Consider the following 26353-nt stretch of genomic DNA (forward strand, 5'->3'; position numbering starts at 1 on the left):
CGCACGACCGCCTCCGGCTGTGCCGTGTGGACGCCGTCCGCCACGGCCTCGGCCACCTCGCGCGTGTTGCCGTAGATGCTCTCGTACACGATGACCGCACGCATGGCTCTCACCCTCTTCTCCCCGATCGGCTCCTGCCGCGCGGTCCTCCTCCTGCGCGGCCCGCCCGTTCGGCGGCCCCCGTCACTTCCATGCCAGCACCTCAGGGGCGCGGGGCACAGGGCCGGCAGGGGCCGACCGCCGGGCCGGACGGCCCCGGGGCGTCGGGACTTCGGGCCCGTGCGGGGGTCAGTCCGCCGTCGGCCAGTCCCAGCCGAGCTGGAGGAAGAGGCCGAGGCGGTCGGAGACGCCGCGGATCTCGGTGATCCGGCCGTCCAAGACGGTGAAGACGAAGATCGCCTCGTTCTCGAAGGCCCGGCCGGTGGGGACGGGCATCCGGGGGTGGGCGCCGGAGCTGACGCCGGACTGGGTGATCCGGGCGACCACCCGGTCGCCCTCGGCGATCAGTTCGTCGATGCGGGCGCGGTAGGGCCTCAGGGCGGTCAGCTGCATCTCGATGGCGGCGAAGGCCGCACCGGGCTCGTCCGGCTCACCGTGAATGATCTTGTTGTGGTCGACCACGTCGGCGGCCAGGTAGTCGCCGAGGTCGGCCGTCCGGGCCTCGTTGAGGGCGGTGACGAAGTCGGTCACGAGCTGCTTGTTCCGGTCCACGGACATGGCCCGAATCCCCCTTACGGTGTAAGACTGCGATGTGCGCTACTCTCGCCTTACGCCGTAAGAAAGTCAAGCGGCCCCGCTCGCGAACGGAGACAGCCGTGGACGCCGCCACCCCCCGCAGGGCCGGGCTCACCCGCGAGAAGGTGCTGAACGCGGCACTGGACCTCGCCGACCGCGACGGCGTCGAGAAGCTCTCCATGCGCAGGCTGGGCGCCGAACTCGGCGTCGAGGCGATGACGCTCTACCACTACGTGCCCAACAAGGCCGCCCTGCTGGACGGGCTGGTCGAACGGGTCGTCACCGCCGTCCGCCCCGAGCTGGACGGGCCCGCCGACGCCTGGCCCGAGCGCCTGCGGGACTTCGCCGCCGCGTTCCGTGCCGAACTGCTCCGCCACCCCGGGGTGATCGTGCTGGTCGCCACCCGCCCCGCGCGCTCCGCGGAGGCCCTGCGGATCGTCGAGGAGACCGCGGCCTTCCTCGGCCGGGCCGGCATCGCCCCCGTCGACGCCCTGCGGATCGTCAACTCCGTCGCCACCCTGGTGATCGGCCAGTGCCTCGCCGAGGCCGCCACCACCCCGGGCCACCCGGACGAGCGCACCGACGCCGACCTCACCGCCCTTCCCGTCCTCGCCGCCGCGGTGGCCGGCGGCCTCGGCACCCCGGAGGACCACCGCGCCCGCTTCGACCTCGCCCTGGACGCCCTGCTCGCCGGCCTCCGCCGCTGACCCCTTCCGGCGGGCCCGGCAAACGCCGCGCCGTGCGGCAGCCGGACGGTGTCCGCCGCTCCCCGGTGGGGGAACCGCGGCACCTGCCGGTCCGGCCCGACACTGGGCAGGTCAGCATGCCGACAGCCCGGCCGGGAGACCGGCCGGGCACGTCCCGGGGAGCAGGTGCCATGAGCCAGGAGGACGGGGCGGCCGCCGGCGGGGACACACCCTCCGAGCACGTGGACGCGCGCACCGAGCAGCTCAAGGAGCGCATCTACGCCACCATCACCATGGTCGCCGTGGTGGTCGGCCTCTCCGCCGTCGACGACCTGACGACCTGGAAGGCGGCCCTCGCCGTCTGCGCGACGGCCGTCGGACTCTGGCTCGCCACCCTCGTCGCCGACGAACAGGCCCACCGGATCGTCCACCGCCGCCTCGCCTCCGGACACGACCTGCGGAGGATGCTCTTCGTCAGCAGCCCGCTGCTGCTCTCCGCCGTCGGCCCGCTGCTGCTGATCGGCGCCTCCGCGGTCGGCCTGATGGACCTGCACACTGCTCTGCTCGCCTCCGTCGCGGTCAGCGTGGCGGCGCTGTTCGCGTGGGGTTGCGTCGGCGGCCTGCGGATGGGCAGCAGCCCCCTCGCAGCCGTCGTCGCCGGCGCGATCGACGCCGTCATCGGCCTCGCCGTGGTCCTCGTCAAACTCGCCGGCCACTGAAGCCGCGTCGACCCTGATCAGACCCCTGGCCCCTGCCCCGAGGCGCTGCCGCGGACCGGCTGAGGGGCTGCCGTGCACACTACTGAGGCGCTGCCGCGCACCTGGCCGACGCGCTGTCGCGGAGTCGGTCGAGGGGTTGCCGTGCACCTGGTCGAGACGCTGCCGCGCACCCGGCCGACACGCTGCCGCGGGCCCGGGCCGTCCGGCGGGCTCCCGGTGCGGTAGCGGCGTACCGTCCCGGGTATGGGAGCTGCGCCGTTCCGCCGACGCGGGGCGAACGGGTGCGCCCGCCCGGCACGGCGCCGGCGGGCCGCGGACGCCCGTCGCCCGGAGGTCGCCGCGCCGCTGCGGCGGTGCCGTGGCCGGGGGAGAGGGGCCGGCGGTGTCCGCGGCTGCTGAGACCCCGACCCCGCCCGTTCCGCGCCGTCCGCCGGGCGACGCCCTGGTGACGGCCCTCGCCGCCACCGTCCGCCGCGCGGGCGCCAGCGTCGCCGGCCTCTTCCTGCTCGCTCCCGACGAACCGGTCCTGCGGCTGGCGGTGATGTACGGCGTGCCGCTGGACTTCGTCGCACCGTGGCTCCGGCTGCCGCTCAGCGGCCCCACCCCCGTCACCGACGCCACGCGCGAGGAGCGGCTGGTCTGGATCGGCAACCAGGAGGACATGGTCCGCAGCTACCCGAGGGTCGCCGCCGCGCTGCCCTACCGGTTCTCCCTCGCCGCCGCCCCGGTCGTCGGCGAGCACCGCACCTGGGGCGCCCTCCAACTGCTCTGGCCGGCCGACCACCCCCCGCACGCCACCCGCCGCGACTGCGACAACGCCGCCACCGGCGCCCGGCGTGCGGCCCGGCTGCTCGACGCCGCCGGTGGCCCGCCCGACCTCCCCGAACAGCCGTGGATCGTTCCGGACGAGCTCGTCCACCCGCGCCGGGAGCGGGACGGCAGGGCCGCCGCCGACTACGCCGAGCGGCTCCCCGAGGGCGCGCTCGCCCTCGACCTGGAGGGCCGGATCACCTTCCTCACCTCCACCGCCGCCCGGCTGCTCGGACGCCCCGCCGACGACCTGATCGGCGCGCTGCCCTGGAACGTCCTGCCCTGGCTCGACGACCCCGTGCTGGAGGAGTGCTACCGCACGGCGGTGATCAGCCGCGAACCCACCCGCTTCACCGCGCTGCGCCCGCCCGGCCACGCACTGGAGTTCCAGCTCTACCCGGACCCGGGCGGCATCAGCGTCCGGATCACCCCGAGCACCCGGCAGCCGACCGCCGGGCCCGCGCCGACGCCTGCCGGCGGGCCCGCGCGAGCACCCGCGGACGAGTCTTCCGACGCACCCTCCGACGAGCCCTCCGACGAGCCCTCGGGCGGGACGCCCGGCCGGGCCGCCGTACCGTCCGCGAACTCGATCGGACGGCTCCAGCAACTCATGCACCTGACCGCCGCCCTGACCGAGGCCGTCGGGGTGCGCGACCTGGTCGGCATGGTCGCCGACCAGATCCTGCCGGCGTTCGGCGCCCAGGCCCTGATCCTCTCCGCCGCCGATGCGGGACGGCTGCGGATCATCGGCCAGCGGGGCTACTCCGCCGAGGCCGTCGAACGGCTGGACGGCCTGCCGCTCGACACCGGGTTCAGCCCGGTCGGGCGGGCACTCACCGACGGCACGCCCTCCTTCTTCGCCAGCCCGCAGGAGATGGCCCGGAACTATCCGGAGGCGCCGCAGATCACCGGCAAGCAGGCCTGGGCCGTCCTCCCGCTGATCGTCTCCGGCAGGCCCGTCGGGGTCTGCGTGATCTCCTACGACCGCCCGCACGCCTTCACCGCCGACGAGCGCGCCGTCCTGACCTCGCTCGGCGGCCTGATCGCCCAGGCGCTGGACCGCGCCCGCCTGTACGACGCCAAGCACGACCTCGCGCACGGCCTGCAGGCCGCACTGCTGCCCCGCACGCTGCCCCGGATCGAAGGGCTGGACTTCGCCGCCCGCTACCTGCCCGCCAGCCTCGGGCAGGACATCGGCGGCGACTTCTACGACCTCATCCGGCTCGACGAGCGCACCGCCGCCGCCGTCATCGGCGACGTCGAGGGACACAACGTCGCCGCGGCCGCCCTGATGGGCCAGGTCCGCACCGCGGTGCAGGCCGCGCCGCCCCGGCGCCGGCCCCGACCAGGTCCTCACCCGCACCAACCGCCTGCTGGCCGACCTCGACCCCGACCTCCTGGTCTCCTGCCTGTACGCCCACCTCGACCTCGTCCGCCGACAGGTCACCATCGCCTCCGCCGGCCACCCGCCGCCGCTGCTGCTCCGCCGCGGCGGCCGCGCCCACGTGCTGGACCTGGAGCCGGGACCGCTGCTGGGCGTCGACGTGTCCGCCGACTACCCGCTCACCACGCTGCCGCTGCCGGACGGCACCCTGCTCGCCCTCTACACCGACGGCCTGGTGGAGGTGCCCGGAGCCGATCCCTCGCGGATCACCGCCGCCCTCGCCGACCACCTGGCGGCCCATCGCGCCGACGGCCTCGACACCCTCATCGACGGTCTGGTGCAGGTCGGTTGGCCCTCCGGACGCCACACCGACGACATCGCCCTGCTCCTGCTGCGGGCCGGCCGCCCCCCGCTCTGAACCCCCGTGCTGCGCCGAACCCTCCTGCAGCTCTGAGCCCCGGCCGCTCCGGACCTTCGATGCCGCGGCCTCAGCGGTTCAGCAGGGCGGCCACCGCACCGGCCCGGGCCGCCCCCTGCCGGCGGCCGGCCTCGGCCACGGCCGCCCGGCGCGAGGCGTCGAGCAGATTGCGGCCGATGGCGCGGCGGGCGTCGGCGTCCGGCGTGAGCACGAGGACCTCGGCGCCCTCCGCGGCGAGTTCGGCGCCCTGCGCCTCGGCGTGCGGGTGCGGTCCGACCGCCCGGGGCACGGGGGAGAGCGCGAGGACCCGGCGGTGGCCGCGTGCCAGGTGGACGTTGGTGGTCGACCGGGTGCCGCCGTCCATCCAGCGCCGTCCCGCCACCGACACCGGCGGCCACAGCACCGGTACGGCGCAGCTGGCGGCCACCGCCTGCGGCAGCGGCACCCCCGAGGACGCGTCGAAGACCGCCAGCCGGCCGGTGGCCGCCTCCACCGAGGCGAGCCGCAGGTCGCGGTCGGGCCAGTCGTGGACGCCGTCGAGCAGGGTGGTGATCGCCGCGAGGACCTCCGACTCGGGCACCGTACGGGCGGCCAGCGCCGCCCGGCCGAGACGCCGCACGGACCGCTCCGGATCGCGGGCGGCCAGGGCGGCCCAGAGGAAGCGCGCGGTCTGAGCGGCCGTCACCCGGACGGCCACCGCGGGGGTGCCGGCGAGCTCGCCCGCGAGGAGCTGCACGGGGTGCGCGCCGGCGGTGAGCCGGGCGCCGAGGACCGCACCCGCCGAGGTGCCGATCACGGTGTCGGTTCCGGTCGGGTCGGCCCCGGCCTCCGCCAGTCCGGCGAGGACGCCGATCTCCCACGCGCCGCCCAGTGTCCCGCCGCCGCCGAGCACCAGAGCCGTGTCCGCCATCGTCCCGCCCCTTCGATGAAACGGGGACAGCTCCCCGTTTGATGGTCCGACAGTAGCACCGGCGCCACCGGGGCCGGGGCGTGGACGCCGGCGAGCCCGCCCCCGGCGGGGACGGGCTCACGGGACGGGCCGAGCGGACGGACCCACGGGACGGGCCCGGCGGGGCCTTCGGCTCAGGACAGGGTCGGGATCACCGCCTGGACCTTGGAGGCGACCTCCTGCGGGAGCGGGACATAACCCTTCGTGCCGATGGCCTGCTGGGCGGGCCCGCTGATGGTGTACGTCAGGAAGGACTTGAGGGCGTCCAGCGTGCCGGACTTGTTGCCCTTGTCGCAGACGATCTCGTACGTCACCAGGACGATCGGGTAGGCGCCGGCAGCCTTGGTCGCGTAGTCGAGGTTCAGGGCGAGGTCGCTGCCGGTGCCCGCGACCGTGGCGCCGGCGAAGGTGGTGGCCGCGTTGGCGGCCGTCGCGGCGACCGGCTGCGGGGCACCGGTGCTGATCGCGGCGCTCCTGAGGCCGTTGGTCTGGGCGAAGGAGAGTTCGACGTAACCGATCGAGTTCTGGACCTGCTTCACCTGGGCGGACACGCCGGCCGAGCCGTTGGCGGACTGGCCGCCCTGCCCGGCCCAGGTCTTGCTCGGCGGGTACGGCCAGGTGCCGTTGCCGGCCGCCGCGAGGTAGGCGGTGAGGTTCGCGGTGGTGCCCGAGTCGTCGCCGCGGTGGAAGCTCTGGATCGTGGTGTTCGGCAGCGTGGCGCCCGGATTGAGGGCGGCGACCGCCGGGTCGTTCCACTTGGTGATCTGCCCGTTGAAGATCTTGGCGACGGTCGGGGCGTCGAGCACGAGGTCGTCGACGCCGTCGACGTTGTAGACGATCGAGATCAGGCCGGCGACCATCGGCAGGTCGATGCCCTGCCCGCCGGTGCACACCTCCTTCGAGGCGGTGACCTCCTCCGGCTTCAGCGGGGCGTCCGAACCGGCGAAGGTCACCTTGCCCTGGTTGAACTGCTGCACGCCCGCCCCCGAACCGCCGCCGCCGTAGGTGACGGTGATGTCCGGGCAGGCGGTGCCGAAGGCGACCTTCCAGATGTCGATGGCGTTCGCCTGCGCGGTGGAGCCCGCTCCGAGCAGCTGCCCGGAGCCGTTGCAGGCGATCGGGGCGCCGCTCGCCGGGCCGGACGGTGCGGCGCCGGTGGTCGGTGCCGGGTCGGAGCCGCACCCGGCGGCGGTGGCGAGGACTGCGGTGAGGGCGGTGACGCCGGCCAGCAGGCGGGCGGCGGACATGGTCCGGCGGATCATGGGGATCTCCAGGTCGGCGGACGCGGACGGCGGTCGGGCCCATCGTCGGCCCGTGCTGCGCACCGCCGCACGGTCGACATGCCGCAGACTCGCCCGAACGGGTGGCTCCGCCGCTCCCGTCCTCCCGCCCGTGGCCTGCTGTTTCCCTTCCCTTAACCCGGAAGTCCGGGGTTGGTCACCGACCTTCGGCAGGGTCGCCGACGAAGGTGAGTTGCCTGTACAACTCGGCCCGCGATGGCCGCCCACCGAAGGACCCCGCATGTCCGATCCCCGTGCCCTGTCCGGCTACTGGCTGCGCGACAACTGCCCCTGCGACGAGTGCCGCGACCCCGGCAACGGCCAGAAGCTGTTCCAGATCACCGACCTGCCCGCCGACCTCGCCGTCCGGGAGAGCACCGAGCGGGACGGCCACCTGGCCGTGCTCTGGACCGACGGCCACCGCTCCCGCTACCCGCTCACCTGGCTCGCGGCCGCCGCCCCGGACGGGCACGGACCGGAGACCGCCGGCCGGCACCCCGGCGACCACCGCACCGAGGCGGCCAAACGGCTGTGGCGCGCCGCCGACTTCGCCGCCGGCCTCCCCGAGGCCCACTGGGACGCCCACCTCGCCGACCCCGCCGAACGCGCCGCCGTGCTGCGCGCCGTCCGGCACCTCGGCTTCGCCGTGCTGCGCGGCGTCCCCACCACCGACCGGCAGGTGCTCGCCGTCGCCCGCACCTTCGGCCACGTCCGGGTCACCAACTACGGCGAACTCTTCGACGTCCGCGTCGAACCCGACCCCAACAACCTCGCCTTCACCAGCGCCGCCATCACCCCGCACACCGACAACCCCTACCGCGACCCGGTGCCCACCCTGCAACTGCTGCACTGCCTGGAGAACGCCGCCGAGGGCGGCGACTCCGGCCTGGTCGACGGCTTCGCCGCCGCCGACCTGCTGCGCACCGAGGCACCCGAGGACTTCGCGCTGCTCACCCGGACACCCGTCCCGTTCGCCTTCCGCGACCGCACCACCGAACTGCACGCCGAGCGGCCGCTGATCGAGACCGACGCCCTCGGCCGGATCCGCGAGATCCGGTTCAACAACCGCTCCATCGGCACCCTGCGGCTGCCCGCCGCCGACCTCGACGCCTTCTACGCCGCCTACCGCCGCTTCGCCGCGATCATCCTGCGCCCCGAACTGCAGCTCACCTTCCGCCTCGACCCCGGCGACTGCCTGGTCTTCGACAACACCCGGCTGCTGCACGCCCGCACCGCCTTCGACCACGACGGCCACCGCCACCTCCAGGGCTGCTACGCCGACCTAGACTCCCTCGGCTCCACCCTCGCCGTCCTGGACCGCCACACCGAGGCCCTGGACACCCTCCAGGAACTCTTCGAGGGTGAGGGCGCCGAGGAGTACCTCGGCGAGGCCGTCACCCAGGCCGAACACATGCTGCAGGCCGCCGTCCTCGCCCACCGGGACGGAGCACCGCCGCACCTGGTGGCGGCCGCCCTGCTGCACGACGTCGGCCACTTCCACGGCGCCGTCACCGGCGCGCAGTTGACGGCCGGCACCGACAACCGCCACAGCCACACCGGCGCCGACTGGCTCGCCCGCTGGTTCGGCCCCGAGGTCACCGAACCGATCCGGCTGCACGTCGCCGCCAAGCGCTACCTGTGCGCGGTGGAGCCGGCGTACCGGGCCGGCCTGTCCGAAGCCTCCGAGCACACCCTCCGGGTGCAGGGCGGCCCGATGGCCGCCGAGGAGGCCGCCGCCTTCGCAGCCCTGCCCGCCGCGGCCGACGCCGTCGCCGTCCGCCGCTGGGACGACCTGGCGAAGACCACCGACACCGACACCCCCGCCTTCGACCACTTCCGCCCCCTCCTCGCCGACCTCCTGTCCGCCGGCGCGATCGGGACGCACCGGTAGCCACCCCCGGCACACTCGGACGGGAACGTCCGAACTCCGGCAGCCGACCGCCATGATGGGAGCCCGATCCTGAAGGAGTGCTGACCGCGTGAGGCTCACCCGTGACCCCGTGTGCGACGAAGTGGATCTCACGGCCTCGGCCGAGGAACTGAGCGGCCTGGCGGGCGCGGTGGCCGAGGGGCTGCTCGCCGCCGCGCCCTCGCCGGACACCGACGCCCTGGCGGGGGTGGAGGCCAGGAGGACCGCAGGCCCGGGCGTCCTCGTCCATCTGGATCCGGCGCGGCGACTCCTCGTGATCAGCGGTGATGCCGCCGGCAGGGAGGTGCTCGCGGACGACCTGCGCGGCATGGCTGCGGCCGAGGACGGCGGCCACCTCCACATCGAACACGTCCCCGGGCACTTCTACCTGGCGGAAGGGTCCCTGCCGCTGACGGTCAACAGCCCGCACGGAGGAATGCCGATCCGCTGAGCCGGCCGCCGGTCCGACCTGCCGGAGGCCCTGCCCGGCCGGTACCGTCTCGACCCGGCGGGTCCCGGGTCGCCCGGTACGAATTGCTTCGGGTGCAGCCCTTCCCAGGGAACGGGCGGCCGTGGGACAGTGTCCGCTCCTGGGGAGGCGGGTCTGTCACCTGGTGGAACAGGTGCTTCACGCCTCGCTGTGTCGGGTCCGCTCGCGCACACGGGCGGCACCGCGGGTGCCCGGCAGCTGCCATGCGGCCGGGCACTCGTCCGCGCCTCGGCCCGGGCTTCCGCAGCGCCGCGGCAGCGGCCAGGATGTCGGTATGACCCCACCGACCCGCCGTGCGGAATCCTTCGACCCCGCCGACCGCGCCCGCCGCTTCGCCGGCCCCGCGACCGGAGACGAACGCCCGCTGCTCACCGACATGCTGGCCGCCCAGCGGCACACCCTGGAGCTGAAGTGCCGCGGACTCTCCACCGGGCTGGCCCGGCGTTCGGCGGAGCCGTCCACCCTCTCGCTGCTCGGCCTCGTCCGGCACCTCGCGGAGGTGGAGCGGCGCTGGTTCCGCCGGGTCCTGGCCGGGCAGGACGCGCCGGCGCTGTTCGTCTCGGAGGCCGACCCGGACGGGGACTTCGACGGTGCCACCGACGATCCGGAGGTCGTCCGGGCCTCGTGGCAGGCGTGGCGGGACGAGGTCGCCTTCGCCGAGCGGTTCGCGGCCGAGGCACCGCACCTGGACCTGGAGGGCCTGGACGACTGGCGAGGCCCGGTGTCGCTGCGCTGGGTGCTCGTCCACATGATCGAGGAGTACGCCCGCCACAACGGCCACGCGGACCTGCTGCGCGAACGCATCGACGGCGCCGTCGGCCTGTGACCCGCCGGTGCTCCCGGTGTGCGGCGCGACGTCAACCCGCCCTGCACGGGGCGCGACTGACGATGCGCCACCGATCATGGCTGCGGCGCGCTACCGTCTGATCACAGGAGGTGGTGTTGTGGCCGAACCCCAGGTGTGCCCGGGATGTGCCGGGCGGCGCGGCACCGAGAAGGTGCAGCACACGGTGGAGGCGGACGGCAGCGGCTGGCAGGTGCACCGCGAGCACCGGTACTGGTCGCCGTGCGGTCGGTGCGGCGGCGCGGGGGTGGTGTACGGATGAGGTCCGTGTTCGTCTGCCGGGAGTGCTCGCTCAGCTACCTGCCGCCCGAGTCGCTCGCCTACAGCGACGGCCCGGCCAGCCCGGTCTGGTGCTCGATCTGCCAGCAGCGCGCCGCCGACCTGGGAGTTCCCGAACCCGCCGCGGCCCGGGCGGTCGCCCTGCTGGCCGCGCGCAGCGCCGCCGGGCGGGAGGCTCCGCCCTCGGCGGCCCGCTCCGGCCCGGACGTCCGGCCCTCGCGTCCGGCCCTCACCCGCCGGTCGGGTTCCGGCCCGGGCACCCGTACGCGGCTCGGCTGACACCCCGTCGGCGGTCCGTCCGTTCCTGCCGACTCCGGTCGGCCGCTCCCGGCCCGGCTCCCGCTGCTCCCGGCGGCGGACCGGGTCGCGACGCGCCGAGGGGGCGTGTACCGCAGCAGCCCGCGCCCCTAGAATGCCGCCCGCGAGCGGTATTACTGGCCGGTAGAAGCGGGGGTTGGCATGGCGGACGATCGGGTGCACGCATTCGGCGACGACGTACTCGGGGACCACGACGCGGTGGCGCTGGCCGGACTCGTCCGGTCCGGCGAGGCGAGCCCCGACGAACTCGCGGAGGCCGCCGCGGCCCGTGCCCGGCGGATCGACGCGGCCCTCGAACCGGTCGCCTTCGCCGCCCGCCTGCCGCGGCTCACCGCCGACAGCCGACTGGCGCCGTTCTACGGCGTGCCCACCTACCTCAAGGACAACGTCGACCTGCGCGGCATGCCCACCGGGCAGGGCAGCGCCGCCTTCCGGGCCCGGCCCGCCCGGCGCACCGCCGGGTTCGCCGACCAGTTCCTCGCCACCGGCGTCGCCGTGCTCGGCAAGTCCCGGCTCCCCGAGTTCGGACTCAACGCCTCGACCGAGTACGCCGCCGCGGAGCCGGTGCGCAACCCCTGGAAGCCCTCGCACTCGCCCGGCGCCTCCTCCGGCGGCTCGGCGGCCCTGGTCGCGGCGGGCGTCGTGCCGATCGCCCACGCCAACGACGGCGGCGGCTCGATCCGCATCCCCGCGGCCTGCTGCGGGCTGATCGGCCTCAAGCCGACCCGCGGCCGCCTGGTGCCCAACGACCAGGGCCGCCGCCTGCCGATCGACCTGGTCACGGACGGCGTGCTCACCCGTTCCGTCCGGGACACCGCCGCGTTCTTCGCCGCCGCCGAACGCCACCACCGCAACCCCGCACTGCCCCCGCTCGGCCTGGTCGAGGGCCCCGGCACCGGCCCGCTGCGGATCGGCCTCGTCCTCGACTCGCCGCTCGCCGACACCGACGCGGCCACCCGCCGCGCCGTCGAGGACACCGCGCTCCGCCTGGAGGCCCTCGGCCACCGGGTCGAGCCGACCGTCCTGCCCTTCGGCGAGGAGTTCTCCCGCGACTTCACCCTCTACTGGGGCTACATCGCCTTCCTCATCGCCGCCACCGGCCGGCTGATGCTGGACCGCAGCTTCCGCACCGCCCGCCTCGACGGCCTCACCTCGGGCCTGCGCCGCAGCTTCCACCGCGAGTTCGCCCGCATCCCCGGTGCGCTGCGGCGACTGGGCCGCGCCGAGCAGGCCTACGCCGAACTCTTCCGCAGCCATGACGCCGTGCTCTCCCCGGTGCTCGCGCACACCGCCCCGCCGATCGGCCATCTCAGCCCCAACGTGCCGTTCGAGGAGCTGATGGGGCGTCTGCAGCGGTACGTGGCGTTCACCCCAATCAACAACGTGACCGGGGCGCCCGGGATCTCGCTGCCCGCCGGCAGCACGGACGACGGCCTGCCGATCGGCGTCCACCTGTCCGCCGGGCACGGGCAGGAACGCGTCCTGCTGGAGCTGGCGTTCGCGCTGGAGGCGGACCGCCCCTGGCGACGGATCCAGGACTGACCGGCGGATCCAGGACTGACCGACGGATCCGGCACCGGCCGCAGGATCACGGCACCGACGCGGGGATCCCGGCACCGGCCGGCGGAGCGCCGCGGCCCGCGGTGGAGTCCGCCGGTCGGCCGGGGCCCTTCAGGAGTAGAAGTTCCGCTGCCATCGGTGCTTCGCCGGCACGGCGAGCGAGTCGGCCGACGGCGTCCGGCCGTCGTTCACCGCCGTGTTGTGCTCCACGTTCCGCAGTCGTGCCGCGGGCCGACAGCGGATTCCGGTCGGTGGAACCGAGGTAGCCGTTCCGGCGTCCCCGTAGGCGGGGTCCCCGGCCGGGACCTGCGATGATTGGGCTGATATCGTCCTGATTGTCCAACTGCCCTCCGGCGCGGCCGAGTCCGGGCCGAACGCCGTCACCCGGGAGCGTCCTTGCACCGCGCCGACCACCATCAGCCCGCCGCCGCGCGGCCGTTCCGACTGCTCGTCACCGGCGGTGGCACGGGCGGCCACACCTACCCCGCGCTGACCGCCGTGCGGACGCTCCGCGCCCGGCTCGGCGCCGCCGGGCAGGGGCTGGAGGTGCTCTGGGTCGGCACCGCCGAGGGCCTGGAGGCCCGGGTCGCCGCGAACGAGGGCATCCCGTTCGCCACGGTGGCCACCGGCAAGATCCGCCGGTCCTCGAACCCGCTGAAGATGGCCTCGCCCGCCAACGTCCGCGACATGTTCCGGGTCGTCCGCGGCATCCTGCAGGCCCGCAAGGTGGTCGCCGACTTCGCCCCCGACGTGGTGCTCGCCACCGGCGGCTACGTCGCCGTCCCGGTCGGCCGCGCCGCCGGCCGGTGCGGTGCGCCGCTGGTCGTCCACGAGCAGACCGTCCGCCTCGGCCTGGCGAACCGGATGCTCGCCCGGATCGCCGCCCGCTTCGCGGTCTCCTCCGAGTCCACCGTGCCGCTGCTGCCCGAGGGCGCCCGCGCCCGGGCCGTGGTGACGGGCAATCCGGTCCGCCCCGAGGTGTTCCACGGCGTCCCCGCCAAGGCCGTCGAGGCGCTCGGCCTGTACGGCTTCGACCCGCACCTGCCCACCGTGTACGTGACCGGCGGCGCCCAGGGCTCGCTGCAGATCAACGGCCTGGTCGAGGAGGCGCTGCCCTGGCTGCTGACCGGCGCCAACGTCGTGCACCAGTGCGGTGCCGCGCACGCCGACGGCCTGCGGGCCCGGGCCGCCGCCCTGCCCCCGCACCTCGCCGCCCGCTACCTGGTCACGCCCTTCGTCGGCCCCGAACTCCCGGACGTGCTGGCGCTGGCGGACGTGGTCGTCTCCCGCAGCGGCGCCGGGACGATCGCCGAACTCACCGCCCTCGGCAAGGCCTCCGTGCTCGTTCCGCTGGCCTCCTCGGCCGGCAACGAGCAGGCCCACAACGCCGGTCACCTGCAGGACTCCGGCGCGGCCGTGGCGCTGCTCGGCGAGGTCACCGCGGACGGCCTGTGCCGGGCCGTCGCGCCGCTGCTGTCCGACCCCTCGCGCCGTGCCGAGATGGCGCACCGGGCCCGCGCCCAGGGCCGCCCCGACGCCGCCGAGCGCCTGGTGGACGTCCTGCTGGAGGCCGCCGCGGCGAAGTAGTCCGCGGGCGGCTCCGGAAACCACGCGCCGACCGGCGCTCCCTGCGGGGGAGTGCCGGTCGGCGTGTTGCTGCGCGGGGGCGCGGCGGACTACTGGCCGTTCACCTGGGCCTGGATCTCGGCGTCGGCCACGGCGATGGCGACACCGAGGGCCTCGGTGATGTGCCCGGCGGCGGACATCACCCGGGCCGTCCCCACGATCGGGGCGATGGCCACCAGGACGTCCTGCAGCTGGCTCGCGGTCACATTGGCCTCGACGGCCGGACCGAGGTGGGCGAGGTAGGAGATCGTCGGTGCGTCCATGGCGGCGAGCGCGGCGATCCGGGTGAGGATGAGCATGTCCTCGTTCATCCCGCACCGCTCGATCGAGTCGATCGTCATCGCGGCGAGGGTGTCCAGGACGGGCGTTTCGGACGTCGTAGGCATGGTCGACTGCCTTCCGAGGAGTGCGGAGCGGAACGGACCGCCGGGCGCGTGCACCCGTTCGGCCGCTTGCAGTCCGACCCTAGGTCAGCCGGCCGGATCACGCCGTCCCGGTGTCCGGCATCGGAGTGGTTCCGTCGGCGGGCCGGTGTGTCCGCGGCGCGAACCGGCCGCCGACGGGGTCTGCCGGATGGATCCGACGACCCTGCCCGCCGAGTCCCGTAGGCACTTCCCTGCACGGGTCCACCCGCGGCTCGCGGACTCGGACCGCGAGCACGTGCGCGCGGCGGCGGCCCGTGCCGGTCTTCCGGGCGGCGTCCTGGAACGGCTCACCTCCGACGCCCGGCCACGGGTCCGCGTCGCGGCGGCGGGGGACCCCGGTCTGCCGGTGCGGTGCCTGCCGGCGCTGCTCGCCCCGACCCGTACGGCGCGGTGGCCGAGGCGGCGGGGGCGTCCGTGCGCCTGCCGGTGGAGTGGATGGCGGCGGTGCCGGCCGAGGAGGGCACCGCGTAGCCGTCCCGGCGGGCGCTCGTCGGGCGGGTGACAGCAGGCCCGCGTTTGCGGGAGAGCGATCGTTCTCCTAGGGTGGGGCCATCGGGAGAACGGCCGTTCTCTCGACTGGACGAGCCCGCGCGGCCGGAGGATCCCCATGAGCAAGCGCCCGCCCCTGCCGCCGTTCACCGAGCAGAGCGCGATCGAGAAGGTCCGCCTCGCCGAGGACGGCTGGAACACCCGCGACCCCGAGCGGGTCGCCCTCGCCTACACCGTCGACTCGCGCTGGCGGAACCGCTCCGAGTTCGCCACCGGCCGCGACGAGATCGTCGCGTTCCTGACCCGCAAGTGGGCGCGCGAGCACGAGTACCGCCTCGTCAAGGAGCTGTGGGCGTACGGGGAGCGGCGCATCGCGGTGCGGTTCGCCTACGAGTGGCACGACGACTCGGGCCGGTGGTACCGCTCGTACGGCAACGAGAACTGGGAGTTCGACGAGGACGGGCTGATGCGGGTGCGCCACGCCAGCATCAACGACCTGCCGATCGCGGAGGCCGACCGCAAGTACCGCTGGCCGCTCGGCCGCCGGCCCGACGACCACCCCGGTCTGAGCGAGCTGGGCCTCTGAGGCGCTCCCCGGCGGGGCGTCAGGCGGCGGCCGGTGCGGCGGACGCCAGCAGCGCGGCCGTCGCGTCGCGGGCCCGCAGGGCCACCTCGGGGGAGCCGGTGATCGCGGCGGTCGTCATGGCGCCCTCGGCCAGCAGGAACACCGGGTCGAGCAGGGACTGCGGCCCGCCGGCCAGCCGCAGCAGTCCGCCGAGGTAGTCGCGCAGCGCGCCCTTGTGGGCCCGGACGGCCTCGGCCGCCGCCGGGTCGGTCGCGCCGAGCTCGCCGTAGGCGTTGACGAAGGCGCACCCGCGGAAGTCCGGCTCGCCGAACCAGGCGTGCAGCCAGTCGAAGACCGCCAGGATCCGTTCGTCGCCCGCCGGCCGGGCGTCGGCGTACCCGGTGAGGGAGGCCAGCCAGCGGGTGTCCCGCCGCTGCAGGTAGGCCAGCACCAGATCGGACTTGGACGGGAAGACCTGGTACAGCCGCTTGAGCGAGACGCCCGAGGCGGTGCGGATCTGGTCGACGCCGACGGCCTGGATGCCGCGCTCGTAGAAGAGCCGCTCGGCGGCGTCCAGCAGGCGCGTCCGGGCCTCGGCCTGGTCCATGGATCCCCCAGCGGTGTCGGAGAACGTTCGCTCTCCGACGAGCTTACGCCGTGGACCGCGCTGGTGTGCGAATGCACCGCGGGAGCCGTCCCCGCCGGGTGCGGCGGACCCTGATTGCGCGGCATCCCGGGCCCTGGTTGGCTTGCCGCGCAGACCGGGAGGGAGAGGTGGCGATGGGGGTGTCCGAGGTGTGGGCGGCGGTCGGCCGGGTCGGGCCGTACTTCGCGGTGCGGACGGGCGAGGCGCCGCCGGCCGGGTTCCGGCCGCTGCGGGAGCTGTACGCCGCGGGGCCCGACGGGCCGCTCGCCGCGCGGATCGGGCAGGCTGCGCGGCAGATGGGCACCCGGGAGCCGCGGGTGGCGGCCTCGCTGGTGCACCTCGGCCTCGCCTCCAGGCTCTGGTCGGTGGCACTCGGCGCCGCCGCGCTCGGCGGCGTCGTCCCGGACCTGCACCCCGACCGCGCCCACGGGGCGCTGCCCGCCCGGGGAACCTTCGAGCTGTGGCTGCCGGACCGGCCGGCCGCCGCGGACGGACCGCTCGCCGACGGCCTCCGGCAGGCCGTGGCGGTGGAGAACCTCGTCCCGCTGGCCGCGGCCGTCCGCTCGGTCGCGCCGGTGGCGGAACGCCTGCTCGACGGCAACGCCGCCTCGGCCCTGGTCGGCGCCGGCCGGGTGCTGGCCGCCGCGCCGTCCGTCCGGCACACCGCGGCCGCGCGCCGCGCCGAGGCACTCGTCCGGGACCTGCTGGACACCCCGCCGCTGGAGGGCACCGGGAGCGTCACCGCCCCGGACCGCCCGCTCGCCTTCCGGCGCAGCTCCTGCTGCCTCTACTACCGGGTGCCGGGCGGCGGGGTCTGCGGCGACTGCGTCTTCGACCGCCCGCCCGGCGCCCGGTGACACCCTCGGCGGACCGCCGGCGGCTCAGGACGGGGTCGCGGCGGCGAGCGCGGCGGCGAGAAGGGCGGGCGCCTCGGCCAGCGAGGGGCCGTACCAGGTGAGGTGGCGGCCGCTGACCAGGGCGGCCGGGACGCCGGGGAAGGCCTCCGGCCCGTCGGTCGCCGTGAAGCGGTAGGGCTCGTCCGGCAGGACCACCAACTCCGCCCCCGCGGCCTGCAGTTCGTCCAGCGGAACGGCCGGGTAGCGCTCGGCGTGGTCGGCGTACAGCTGGTGCACGCCGAGGCGGCGCAGCAGGTCACCGGCGAAGGTGTCGCGGCCGAGCACCATCCACGGCCGCCGCCAGATCGGCACCACCGCGCGGCGCGGCTGCCCCGCCGGGACGGGCAGGTCGCGCCAGGCCCGCTGCGCCTCGTCGAGCCAGGCCGGCCGGGGCAGGCCGCAGGCGGTGGTGAGCAGCCGGTCGAGCGAGGCGAAGGCCTCGTCGAGGGTGCGGACCCGGGTGACCCAGACGGCGAGTCCGGCGTCGCGGAGCGCCGCGAGGTCGGGGGCGCGGTTCTCCTCCTCGTTGGCGATCACCAGGTCGGGGCGCAGCGCCGCGATCCGGGCGGTGTCCGGGTTCTTGGTGCCGCGGATCCGGGCCACGTCCAGCCCGGCCGGGTGGCTGCACCAGTCCGTGGCGCCGACCAGCAGCCCCGGGCGGGTCGCGGCGACCGCCTCGGTGAGCGAGGGCACCAGCGACACCACCCGGGAGACCGGGCCGAGCCGGACCGGCGTGCCCAGGTCGTCGCTGACGGTCCGTTCGGCGGAGGGAAGATCCATGCCGTCCACGGTAGCGGGGGCGCGACCCGGGCCTGCGCGCCGCCGGTACCCGCGTCCCGGCCGCCGTCCGGGGCGGTGCCGGCTCAGGAGGCGCGGGAGGTGAGGGCCGGGTCCGCCGGGGCGCCCGGGCCGAGCAGGCGGTCCAGGCCGCGCCGGGTGCGCTCGGCGGCGCCGGGGGCGCCGAAGAGCTGGAGCTCCTGGTTCAGCGCGAGGTAGAGGCCGCCCAGCTCGTAGACGAGCTGCTCCGCGTCGGTGCCGGCCGGCAGCTCGCCCTCGGCGACGGCGGTGCGCACCTCCGCGGCCAGCCGGCGGCGCCAGACCCGCAGCAGCCGCCCGACCGCGTCGCGCACCGGCCCGCTGCGGGCGTCGAACTCGACGGCGGCGGTGGTGAACAGGCACCCGCCGGGGAAGGTGTCCCGGTCCGTCTCCAGGTAGGTGATCCACGCCTCGCAGACGGCCCGCAGCCGGGCCAGGCCGGGCGGCCGGTGCTCGGCGGGTGCCCACACCGTGCGGGAGAAGATCGCCGCCGCGCCGTCCAGCGCGGCGAGCTGCAGCGCCTCCTTGGTGCCGAAGTGGCCGAGCACGCCGGCCTTGCTCATGCCCAGGTCGGTGGCGAGGCGACCGATGGTCAGCCCGTCCAGGCCGTCGACGGAGGCGATCGCAATGCCGTGCTCCAGGATGCGGTCCCTCGTTCTTCGGGCCTCGGCGACGGACTTGCGTGGACTCATGCCGTCATCGTATCCAGCCGCCTCCCACTTAGCGTCCGACCGATCGGTTGCTATATTCCCGGGAACCGTCGCCGAGCCGAGGAGAAACCGGCATGCAGGGCAGTCGCATCACCGCACTCGGGCACTACCAGCCCGCCCGCGTCCTGACCAACGACGACCTCGCCGCGATGGTCGACACCAACGACGAATGGATCCGCCGCCGCACCGGCATCGCCACCCGCCGGATCGCCGCCCCCGAGGAGACCGTCGCCGACATGGCCGCCGCCGCGGCCGAGAAGGCCCTCGCCGCGGCCGGCCTGGAACCCGCCGACATCGGCCTGATCACCGTCGCCACCTGCAGCGCGATCGACCGCTGCCCCTCCACCGCCGCCCAGGTCGCCGCCCGGCTCGCGATCCCCTCCGCCGTCGCCTTCGACCTCAATAACGGCTGCGCCGGCTTCTGCACCGCCCTCGCCACCGCCGACCACAGCCTGCGGGCCGGCGCCGCCCGGCACGCCCTGGTCATCGGCGCCGAGAAGATGTCCGACGTGACCGACTGGACCGACCGCAGCACCTGCGTCCTGCTCGGCGACGGCGCCGGCGCGGCCGTGCTCAGCGCCTCCGACACCGCGGGCATCGGCCCGGTCGCCTGGGGCTCCGACCCCTCCCGCGGCAGCGCCGTCCGGCTCGTCGACGACTGGCAGCCGCGGTTCGCCCAGGAGGGCCAGTCGGTGTTCCGCTGGGTCACCGGCGAACTGCCCGCCATCGCCCGCGAGGCCTGCGAACGCGCCGGCATCGCCCCGTCCGAGCTCACCGGCGTGGTCACCCACCAGGCCAACCTGCGGATCATCGAGGCCCTCGTCCGCCAGCTCGACCTGCCGTCGCACGTCCTGATCGCCCAGGACGTCGTCGAGTCCGGCAACACCTCGGCCGCCTCCGTGCCGCTCGCCCTCTCCAAGCTCACCGAGCGCGGCGAACTGCCCTCCGGCGCCCGCGTGCTGCTCCTCGCCTTCGGCGGCGGCCTCTCCTGGGCCGGACAGGTCGTCACCTGCCCCTGACGGGCAGCCGCCCGCACCGCACGGACGACGATCGTCCGTCAGCCAGAGCCCGCCGGTACGGTGAACACCCATCGCCGGATGGAGCAGCTCGGTAGCTCGCTGGGCTCATAACCCAGAGGTCGTCGGTTCGAATCCGACTCCGGCCACCATTCCCGAGGGCCCGGCAGGCACCCCTGCCGGGCCCTCGGCATGAGCGGAGAGAGCGCCCACGGCGCCGTCGCCGGACCTAGGATGGCGATCATGGACCTGAGCGCGCACCACACGATGATCGCCGTCCCCGCTGGTGAGGTCGTGCTCACCGACCGGCGCACGCAACGCAGTTGGAGCGTCCGGCCGGCCCCGTACGAGCTCGCCGACGTGCCCGTCACCCGGGCCCTCTACGCCGAGGTCACCGGGCAGCGGCCGGGCCCGGCCCGCGGCGGCCGGCTGCCCGTCGAGGGCGTCTCCTGGTGGGACGCCGTCCGGTTCTGCAACGCCCTCTCCGCCCGCGCGGGGCTGCGGCCCGCCTACCGGCTGCACGAGGACGGCGAGGGCGTCGACCGGGACGCCTCCGCCGACGGCTACCGGCTGCCGACCGAGGCCGAGTGGGAGCACGCCTGCCGCGCCGGCACCGACGGACCGCACTACGGGCCGCTCGACGAGATCGCCTGGTACCGCGGCAATTCGGGGGAGCGCCCGCACGAGGTGGGCGGCAAGCGGCCCAACGCCTGGGGCTTCCACGACATGCTCGGCAACGTCTGGGACTGGTGCTGGGACGTCTACGACGCCGAGGTCTACGGCAGTTACCGGGTGCTGCGGGGCGGCGGCTGGTTCGACGAGCACTGGAGCTGCCGCGCCTCCGCCCGCCGCCGCAGCCACCCCACCTTCGCCGTCGACGACGTGGGCTTCCGCCTCGCCCGTTCCCTCCCCTCCTGACCTGCCCCGTCGCCTCGGCGGGTCAGGGGGTCGGCGGCCCCGCGGGGGTGCCGGCCAGGTGTTCCTCCAGGCGGCGCTGGTTGTCGACCAGGCGCAGGCACAGGTGCCGGAAGACGGCGAGGTCCTCCGGCGTGAAGCCCCGGAAGACGGCGGCCATGGCGCGCTGCGTCGGACCGCGGAAGGCCTCCAGCCAGGCCCGGCCCTCCGCCGTCAGGAGCACCCGGACCGACCGCCGGTCCGCCGTGTCCCGGACCCGCCGCACCAGCCCGTCGCCCTCCAGCGTGTCGACCAGGCCGGTGACGTTGCGGGAACTGACCCCGCCGGACCGGGCGAGCTCCCCGACGGAGAGCCCCTCCCCGTCCTCCGCGGCCAGCCGGACGAGGACGTCCAGCGCCCCCGTGCTCAACCCGCGACCGCCCGCGCCCAGTGCCCGCAGGCGGTCCACCGCCTGGGTGGCGGAGCGCAGCGCCGCCGCCGCCTCCAGGGCCCGGGTGTCGCCGTCCACCGCGAACGCCGCCATCGAGGCCCGGACCCCCGCATCGTAGAACCGGCCGTCGGCATCGGCCGACAGCTCCCTCGACATATGTACGTCCTTCATCATGAAGCAGTACTCTAATTCGGAAGCGGGGCGGACGGAAGGCCCACTGGTGGGTTCCGGCCGGAAGGCGGAGGATCTGAGCGGTGGGCGCAACCCGGGGGCGGGAGGCCGCAATGACGTACTCGATCGTGGCGCGCGACCCCGAGACCGGCGCGCTCGGCGTCGCCGTCCAGTCGGCGGCACTCGCCGTCGGCACGCTCGTCCCCTGGGCCCGGCCCGGCGTCGGGGCGGTCGCCACCCAGGGCTTCACCGAGACCTCCCACGGTCCCCGCTGCCTCGACGGACTCGCCGCCGGGATGTCCGCCCCCGACACCCTCGCCGACGCCGTCGCCACCGACCCGGCCGCCGAGATGCGGCAGGTCGCCGTCGTCTCCGCCGACGGCACCCTCGCCGCCCGCACCGGCGCGCTCTGCGTCGACCACGCCGGCCACCTCATCGAGGACGGCTGCGCCGTCCAGGCCAACATGGCCGCCACCGACCGGGTCTGGCCCGCCATGGCCGAGGCCTACACCGCCGCCCGCGGACCCTTCCCGCACCGCCTGCACACCGCGCTGCGCGCCGCCGAGGCCGCCCGCCGCTGCGCCCGCGGCCGGATGTCCGCCGCCCTGCTGGTGGTGTCCGGCACCCACGGCGAGCCCTGGCAGGGCCGGCTGGTCGACCTGCGGACGGACCGCTCCACCGACCCGCTCGGCGACCTCGCGCGGCTGCTCACCGCCGCCGACGCCTACCGGGGGTTCGACCGGGCCGTGGAGTCGCTGTACGGCGGCGACCCGGACGGAGCCCTCCGGGCGATCGACACCGCCCTGGCCGCCCTGCCCGGCGAACAGGGCCTGCGCTTCCTGCGGGCCGGAGCCCTGATGGCCCGCGGTGAGGCCGCCGCCGCCACCGACGAACTGCACGCCCTGCTCGCGGACCACCCCGGCTGGGAGACCGTGCTGCGCGGCTTCGCCGCCAAGGGCCTGCTGCCGCTGCCGCCCGGCACCACCGCCGACGACCTGCTGGAGTGAGCCCGGCCGTCGCCTTCCCGGCCGGTCGCCGCCGGACCCCCGAGTTGTCGTCGGGGCGGGAGCCGATGCGGCGTCAGGCCGTGCCGGGGCAGCTGCCGGTGGGGTCGATCGCGGTGGTGACGCGGTGTCCGATCTCGCGGAGCTGGCGCTGCTGGGCCCGGGTGAGGGGGTCGAAGACGAGGCGGCGGACCTCGGCGACGTGCCCGGGGGCGGTGGCGACCACCTTGTCCCAGCCGGCCGGCGTGAGGACCGCCAGCGTGTAGCGGCCGTCCTCGGGGTCGGGGGTGCGCCGGACCCAGCCGCGCTGCTCCAGGCGCTTGACCACGTGCGAGAGGCGGGAGAGCGAACCGTCGGCGAGCACGGCGAGTTCGCTCATCCGCAGGGTGCGCTCGGACGACATCGAGAGGCCGGCCATCACCTGGTACTCGAAGTGGCTGATGCCCGCGTCCCGTTGCAGCTGAGCGTCCAGGGCGGCGGGCAGCCGGATCAGCATGCTGCCCAGGGCGAGCCAGGACTCCGTCTCCTCCTCGCTCAGCCAGCGCGGTTCCTCTGCGTCCATGGCCACCACCCTAGCGTGGCCGGGCCGGCGCCCCGGGGCCGCTCGCCACCTCCGGTTCCACTCAGCCGATCACTTGACTCTTCAAGTCATCCCTCCCTATCTTCTGGTTGAAGGTTCAAGTCAATTCCGGGAGGAACCCCACCGTGAACACCACCCTGTGGATCATCGCGATCCTGCTCGCCGCCGCCTTCGCCGCCGCCGGTGCGATGAAGACGGTCCAGCCGCGGGAGAAGCTCGTCGCCGCGGGCATGGCCTGGGCGGGGGACTGGCCGGCCGGCGCCGTCAAGGCGATAGGCGCCGCCGAGGTGCTCGGCGGCCTCGGCCTGGTCCTGCCCGCCGCCCTCGGCGTCGCCCCCGTCCTCACCGCCTGGGCGGCCCTCGGCCTGGCGCTGACCATGGTCGGCGCGGCCGTCGTCCACGCACGCCGCAAGGAGTACCCGGGCATCGCCGTCAACCTGGTGCTGCTGGTGCTGACCGCCACCGTGGCCTGGGGACGCTTCGGCCCCCAGGCCTTCTGATCCGGCACGGCCCGCCGACCGCGGCCCGGGCACCAGGTCCCCGGACGTGTCGTCAAAGGCGTGACGTGTCGTCAAAGGCGTACGGATGCCACATGGGTGCCCCGAGCGCCCCCGTGCGGTGTCCGTACGCCCTCAGCAGACACGTCCTACGCCGAGTCGCGGACCACCAGCTCGGTGGGGAGGATCACCGTCGGGGCCGTGTCGCCGGCGATCTGGGCGAGCAGCAGGCGGACCATCTCGCTGCTGATCCGGTCCCAGGGCTGGCGGACGGTGGTGAGCGGAGGGCGGGTGGTCAGCGCGGTGGGGGAGTCGTCGAAGCCGCCCACCGCGACGTCCTCCGGCACCGACCGGCCGGCCCGGTCGAGGGCGGTCAGCGCGCCGTCGGCCATCAGGTCGGAGGCGACGAACAGCGCGTCCAGGTCGGGTGCGGCGGCCAGCAGCTCGGCGGCGCCCGCCTCCCCGCCCGCCCGGGTGTAGTCCCCGTACGCCACCAGCCGCTCGTCGTGGGCGAGGCCGTACTCGTCGAGGACCTCCCGGTAGCCGAGCAGCCGCTCGACACCGCCCGGGGTGTCCTGCGGCCCGGCGACGGTGGCGATCCGGGTGCGGCCGGACTCGGCGAGGTGGCGGACCATGTCCTTGGCGCCCTCCCGGTCGTCCGCGGCGACGTAGCTGACCCGGCCGCGCTGGCCGAGCGGCTTGCCGCAGCAGACCATCGGGATCCCGGCCTCCCGCAGGTGCTCGATCATCGGGTTGCCGCGGTGCGAGGAGACCAGCAGCACTCCGTCGACGTGCCCGGCGGCCAGGTAGCGGGTGACCCGGCGGCGCTCCGCCTCGTCGCCGGCGGTCATCAGCAGCAGCGGGATGTCGTGCGCGGCCAGCGCCTGGGTGCAGCCCCGCAGCAGGGTGGTGAAGTTCGGGTCCTCGAAGAAGCGCTCCTGCGGCTCGGTCAGCAGGAAGGCCACGGAACCGGAACGCTGCGTCACCAGGCTGCGGGCGGCGCGGTTCACCACGTACCCGAGCTCGTCGATCGCCGCCTGCACGGCCTCCCGGGAGGCCGTGCTGACGTTGTGGCCGCCCTGCAGCACCCGGGAGACGGTGCCGCGCGAGACCCCCGCGACCGCGGCGACGTCGTGGATGGTCGGCGGCCGGCGGGGCTTGCCGGCCGAGCGGTCCCGGGACTCTGGTTCCGTCATGGTGCTGGGCGCTTCCTTGCGGGGCCGGGCGCCGGACTCCTCGGGCGGAGCCGGCGCGGGCGGACGGGTGGACAGGTGGACGGGCGGACCGGCCGACCGGTCGACCGGCGCACCGGCCGACTGGTGGACGGTCAGGACTTTACGGCCCCCGAGAGCAGATCGATGCGCCAGTACCGCTGGAGTCCCAGGAAGAGCGCGATCAGCGGCAGGATCGACAGCAGCGCACCGGTCACCACCAGGGTGTACAGCGCGGGCGCGTTGGCGCCCTGCTGCAGCAGCGAGTACAGGCCGACGGTGACCGGGAACTTCCGGTCGTCGCCGAGCATGATGTACGGCAGCAGGAAGTTGTTCCAGATCGCCACGAACTGGAACAGGAAGACGGTGACCAGGCCCGGCACCATCATCGGCAGCGCCACGCTGCGGAACAGCCGCCACTCCCGCGCGCCGTCGACCCGGGCCGCCTCGACCACCTCGTCCGGGATCGCCGCGGCCGCGTAGATCCGGGCGAGGTAGATGCCGTACGGGCTGAGGATGCTCGGCAGCAGCACCGACCAGTAGCTGTCCGCCAGACCGGCCTTCGCCATCAGCAGGTACTGCGGCACGGCGAGGGTGATCGGGGGCATCAGCACGCCCGCCAGCAGGACGTTGAAGACGGTGGCGCGGCACCGGAAGCGGTACTTGGCGAGCGCGTAGCCGGTGGCACCGGAGACGGCGGCGGACAGCAGGGCGCCGGCACCCGCGTAGAGGGCGGAGTTGGCCATCCACTGCCAGTAGACGCCGTCGCGGTAGTGCGACAGGTCGGTGAGGTTGCCGACCAGCCCGCTGCCGGGGGAGAGGGTGAAGGTGGTGAACAGTTCGTCGCTGCTCTTGGTCGCCGCCATCACCACCCAGAGGATCGGGATCAGGCAGTACACGGCGCCGAGCAGCAGCACCAGGGTCGGCCCCCAGGCCGGGCGGCGCCGCGGCGCGGCGACGCGGTCGCCCGGTGCCGTTCCGGCGGCGGGGGCGGTGCGGCGGCCTTCGGTCAGTGTGGTGCTCATCGTCAGTTGCCCCCCGTGGAGCGCTTGTTGACCAGGGTGAGGAAGCCGAAGGACAGGACGAGGGTCGCCACGGCGACGATCGTCGAGGTGGCGGCGGCGGAGTGGATGTCACCCACCACGAAGGCGTCGCGGTAGACCTTCATCAGCGGACTCCAGGTGGAACTCATCGAGTTGGTGAGCGGCTTGAGGGTCATCGGCTCGCTGAACACCTGCAGGGTGGCGATCATCGAGAAGAAGAAGGTGAGCACCAGCGAGGGCGCCACCATCGGGATCTTCACCCGCAGCGCGATCTGCAGCTCGGAGGCGCCGTCCAGCCGGGCCGCCTCGTACAGCTCCGCGGGGATCGCCCGCAGCGAGGTGTAGATGACGATCATGTTGAAGCCCGTGCCGCCCCAGACCGCGATGTTGGCCAGCGCCACGAAGAGGCCGTTGCCGTGCAGCAGGTCGGGGCCGCCGATGCCGGCCTTCTCCAGCAGGAAGTAGCCGGGGCTGACGGTCGGCAGGTAGAGGAAGCCCCACAGCAGCGAGGCCACGATGCCCGGCACCGCGTACGGCAGGAAGATCGCCAGGCGGGAGAACGCCCCGAGCCGCAGCCGCGGGGTGTCCAGCAGCAGGGCGAACAGCAGGGCGGCACCCAGCATGGCGGGCACCAGCAGGGCGCCGTACAGCAGGGTGCGGCCGGAGCCGGCGAGCAGCTCCGGATCGGTGAGGGCCGAGGTGTAGTTGGACAGGCCGGCCCAGACCTCGGTGCGGGCGTGCGAGCCGAGTCCGAGGCCCTTCACCCGGACGGCGCGGAAACTCAGGTAGAGGGCGTAGCCGATCGGCAGCGCGAAGAACAGCGCGAACAGCGCTACGGCCGGGGCGAGGAAGGCGTACGGCGCGAGGCGCCGGGCGGGGCGGGCGGCGGACGGTGACGCCATGGCGGTCCTAGGGGGTGTGCGGGGGCATTG

The 26353-nt window shown here is 75.0% G+C and carries 27 protein-coding genes, 1 tRNA gene and 1 pseudogene; 17 read left to right on the plus strand and 12 right to left on the minus strand.

Going from position 1 to position 26353, the window contains the following annotated elements:
* Positions 1–288: 288 nt before the first annotated feature.
* Positions 289–717, minus strand: coding sequence for an ester cyclase (locus tag ABD353_RS30855; RefSeq protein ID WP_344626981.1), 429 nt, complete (start codon positions 715–717; stop codon positions 289–291).
* Positions 718–815: 98 nt separating this feature from the next.
* On the opposite strand from ABD353_RS30855, the gene ABD353_RS30860 reads away from it, so the two are divergent.
* From ABD353_RS30860 to ABD353_RS40590, 3 genes and pseudogenes are all read left to right on the plus strand, one after another.
* Entirely contained in the window at positions 816–1442 is a 627-nt protein-coding gene (locus ABD353_RS30860; protein ID WP_344626982.1) for a TetR/AcrR family transcriptional regulator C-terminal domain-containing protein, read from the plus strand.
* Positions 1443–1612: 170 nt separating this feature from the next.
* Complete coding sequence (locus ABD353_RS30865; protein WP_344626983.1) at positions 1613–2140, plus strand: hypothetical protein; 528 nt, start codon at positions 1613–1615, stop codon at positions 2138–2140.
* Positions 2141–2582: 442 nt separating this feature from the next.
* Positions 2583–4752 (plus strand): annotated as a pseudogene (locus ABD353_RS40590) (SpoIIE family protein phosphatase).
* 70 nt (positions 4753–4822) lie between these two features.
* On the opposite strand, the gene ABD353_RS30875 reads toward ABD353_RS40590, so the two are convergent.
* The gene (locus ABD353_RS30875) at positions 4823–5662 is read right to left on the minus strand and encodes a patatin-like phospholipase family protein (RefSeq protein WP_344626984.1); all 840 of its coding nucleotides are present in this window, start codon (positions 5660–5662) and stop codon (positions 4823–4825) included.
* A gap of 173 nt (positions 5663–5835) precedes the next feature.
* Positions 5836–6963: a phosphate ABC transporter substrate-binding protein PstS gene (gene pstS / locus ABD353_RS30880; RefSeq protein WP_344626985.1), complete on the minus strand. Its 1128-nt coding sequence runs from the start codon at positions 6961–6963 to the stop codon at positions 5836–5838.
* A 259-nt stretch (positions 6964–7222) separates the two neighbouring features.
* On the opposite strand from pstS, the gene tmpA reads away from it, so the two are divergent.
* From tmpA to ABD353_RS30915, 7 genes are all read left to right on the plus strand, one after another.
* Positions 7223–8872 (plus strand): 2-trimethylaminoethylphosphonate dioxygenase, encoded by a 1650-nt coding sequence (gene tmpA, locus ABD353_RS30885; RefSeq protein WP_344626986.1) that lies wholly within the window; start codon positions 7223–7225, stop codon positions 8870–8872.
* 88 nt (positions 8873–8960) lie between these two features.
* Positions 8961–9341: an Imm32 family immunity protein gene (locus tag ABD353_RS30890; protein ID WP_344626987.1), complete on the plus strand. Its 381-nt coding sequence runs from the start codon at positions 8961–8963 to the stop codon at positions 9339–9341.
* Positions 9342–9654: 313 nt separating this feature from the next.
* The gene (locus ABD353_RS30895) at positions 9655–10206 is read left to right on the plus strand and encodes a DinB family protein (RefSeq protein ID WP_344626988.1); all 552 of its coding nucleotides are present in this window, start codon (positions 9655–9657) and stop codon (positions 10204–10206) included.
* Between the two features lie 118 nt (positions 10207–10324).
* Complete coding sequence (locus tag ABD353_RS30900) at positions 10325–10486, plus strand: hypothetical protein (protein WP_344626989.1); 162 nt, start codon at positions 10325–10327, stop codon at positions 10484–10486.
* Positions 10483–10782, plus strand: coding sequence for a hypothetical protein (locus ABD353_RS30905; protein WP_344626990.1), 300 nt, complete (start codon positions 10483–10485; stop codon positions 10780–10782). Before ABD353_RS30900 ends, ABD353_RS30905 begins: the two co-directional genes overlap by 4 nt.
* A 180-nt stretch (positions 10783–10962) precedes the next feature.
* On the plus strand, positions 10963–12363 hold the full coding sequence (locus ABD353_RS30910) for an amidase (RefSeq protein WP_344626991.1): 1401 nt from the start codon (positions 10963–10965) through the stop codon (positions 12361–12363).
* Positions 12364–12777: 414 nt separating this feature from the next.
* Positions 12778–13968, plus strand: coding sequence for a UDP-N-acetylglucosamine--N-acetylmuramyl-(pentapeptide) pyrophosphoryl-undecaprenol N-acetylglucosamine transferase (locus tag ABD353_RS30915; RefSeq protein WP_344626992.1), 1191 nt, complete (start codon positions 12778–12780; stop codon positions 13966–13968).
* An 89-nt stretch (positions 13969–14057) separates the two neighbouring features.
* Here ABD353_RS30915 and ABD353_RS30920 read toward each other — a convergent pair whose 3' ends face one another.
* Positions 14058–14393 carry a carboxymuconolactone decarboxylase gene (locus ABD353_RS30920; protein WP_344626993.1) on the minus strand — a complete coding sequence of 112 codons (336 nt, stop codon included), beginning with the start codon at positions 14391–14393 and terminating at the stop codon, positions 14058–14060.
* Between the two features lie 646 nt (positions 14394–15039).
* Between ABD353_RS30920 and ABD353_RS30925 the strand changes: the two genes are divergently transcribed.
* Positions 15040–15507, plus strand: a complete 468-nt coding sequence (locus ABD353_RS30925; protein ID WP_344626994.1) for a nuclear transport factor 2 family protein — start codon at positions 15040–15042, stop codon at positions 15505–15507.
* A gap of 19 nt (positions 15508–15526) precedes the next feature.
* Here ABD353_RS30925 and ABD353_RS30930 read toward each other — a convergent pair whose 3' ends face one another.
* Complete coding sequence (locus tag ABD353_RS30930; protein WP_344626995.1) at positions 15527–16093, minus strand: TetR/AcrR family transcriptional regulator; 567 nt, start codon at positions 16091–16093, stop codon at positions 15527–15529.
* Positions 16094–16266: 173 nt separating this feature from the next.
* Between ABD353_RS30930 and ABD353_RS30935 the strand changes: the two genes are divergently transcribed.
* Complete coding sequence (locus tag ABD353_RS30935) at positions 16267–16989, plus strand: (2Fe-2S)-binding protein (protein WP_344626996.1); 723 nt, start codon at positions 16267–16269, stop codon at positions 16987–16989.
* Between the two features lie 24 nt (positions 16990–17013).
* Here the strand turns inward: ABD353_RS30935 and ABD353_RS30940 are convergent, their stop codons facing one another.
* The gene (locus ABD353_RS30940; RefSeq protein WP_344626997.1) at positions 17014–17808 is read right to left on the minus strand and encodes a helical backbone metal receptor; all 795 of its coding nucleotides are present in this window, start codon (positions 17806–17808) and stop codon (positions 17014–17016) included.
* A gap of 83 nt (positions 17809–17891) precedes the next feature.
* The gene (locus ABD353_RS30945; RefSeq protein ID WP_344626998.1) at positions 17892–18536 is read right to left on the minus strand and encodes a TetR/AcrR family transcriptional regulator; all 645 of its coding nucleotides are present in this window, start codon (positions 18534–18536) and stop codon (positions 17892–17894) included.
* 92 nt (positions 18537–18628) lie between these two features.
* On the opposite strand from ABD353_RS30945, the gene ABD353_RS30950 reads away from it, so the two are divergent.
* From ABD353_RS30950 to ABD353_RS30960, 3 genes are all read left to right on the plus strand, one after another.
* Positions 18629–19573, plus strand: coding sequence for a beta-ketoacyl-ACP synthase III (locus ABD353_RS30950; protein WP_344626999.1), 945 nt, complete (start codon positions 18629–18631; stop codon positions 19571–19573).
* 72 nt (positions 19574–19645) lie between these two features.
* Positions 19646–19722 (plus strand) — tRNA-Met (locus ABD353_RS30955).
* A gap of 91 nt (positions 19723–19813) precedes the next feature.
* A complete protein-coding gene (locus tag ABD353_RS30960) occupies positions 19814–20488 on the plus strand; it encodes a formylglycine-generating enzyme family protein (protein ID WP_344627000.1) in 675 nt (224 codons plus the stop codon).
* 22 nt (positions 20489–20510) lie between these two features.
* On the opposite strand, the gene ABD353_RS30965 is transcribed toward ABD353_RS30960, so the two are convergent.
* Entirely contained in the window at positions 20511–21089 is a 579-nt protein-coding gene (locus ABD353_RS30965; protein ID WP_344627001.1) for a MarR family winged helix-turn-helix transcriptional regulator, read from the minus strand.
* A gap of 110 nt (positions 21090–21199) precedes the next feature.
* Between ABD353_RS30965 and ABD353_RS30970 the strand changes: the two genes are divergently transcribed.
* A complete protein-coding gene (locus ABD353_RS30970) occupies positions 21200–22093 on the plus strand; it encodes a DUF1028 domain-containing protein (RefSeq protein WP_344627002.1) in 894 nt (297 codons plus the stop codon).
* Positions 22094–22166: 73 nt separating this feature from the next.
* Here the strand turns inward: ABD353_RS30970 and ABD353_RS30975 are convergent, their stop codons facing one another.
* Positions 22167–22652, minus strand: a complete 486-nt coding sequence (locus ABD353_RS30975; RefSeq protein ID WP_344627003.1) for a MarR family winged helix-turn-helix transcriptional regulator — start codon at positions 22650–22652, stop codon at positions 22167–22169.
* 143 nt (positions 22653–22795) lie between these two features.
* On the opposite strand from ABD353_RS30975, the gene ABD353_RS30980 reads away from it, so the two are divergent.
* Positions 22796–23170 (plus strand): DoxX family protein, encoded by a 375-nt coding sequence (locus ABD353_RS30980; protein WP_344627004.1) that lies wholly within the window; start codon positions 22796–22798, stop codon positions 23168–23170.
* Between the two features lie 146 nt (positions 23171–23316).
* On the opposite strand, the gene ABD353_RS30985 is transcribed toward ABD353_RS30980, so the two are convergent.
* The 3 genes from ABD353_RS30985 to ABD353_RS30995 all read right to left on the minus strand — a co-directional run bounded on the left by ABD353_RS30985 (position 23317) and on the right by ABD353_RS30995 (position 26323).
* Positions 23317–24363 (minus strand): LacI family DNA-binding transcriptional regulator, encoded by a 1047-nt coding sequence (locus ABD353_RS30985; protein ID WP_344627005.1) that lies wholly within the window; start codon positions 24361–24363, stop codon positions 23317–23319.
* Positions 24364–24494: 131 nt separating this feature from the next.
* Positions 24495–25403 carry a carbohydrate ABC transporter permease gene (locus ABD353_RS30990; protein WP_344627006.1) on the minus strand — a complete coding sequence of 303 codons (909 nt, stop codon included), beginning with the start codon at positions 25401–25403 and terminating at the stop codon, positions 24495–24497.
* 2 nt (positions 25404–25405) lie between these two features.
* Positions 25406–26323: a carbohydrate ABC transporter permease gene (locus ABD353_RS30995; RefSeq protein ID WP_344627007.1), complete on the minus strand. Its 918-nt coding sequence runs from the start codon at positions 26321–26323 to the stop codon at positions 25406–25408.
* Positions 26324–26353 lie beyond the last annotated feature (30 nt).

It is taken from the genome of Kitasatospora arboriphila (assembly GCF_039528095.1).
GTDB lineage: Bacteria > Actinomycetota > Actinomycetes > Streptomycetales > Streptomycetaceae > Kitasatospora > Kitasatospora arboriphila.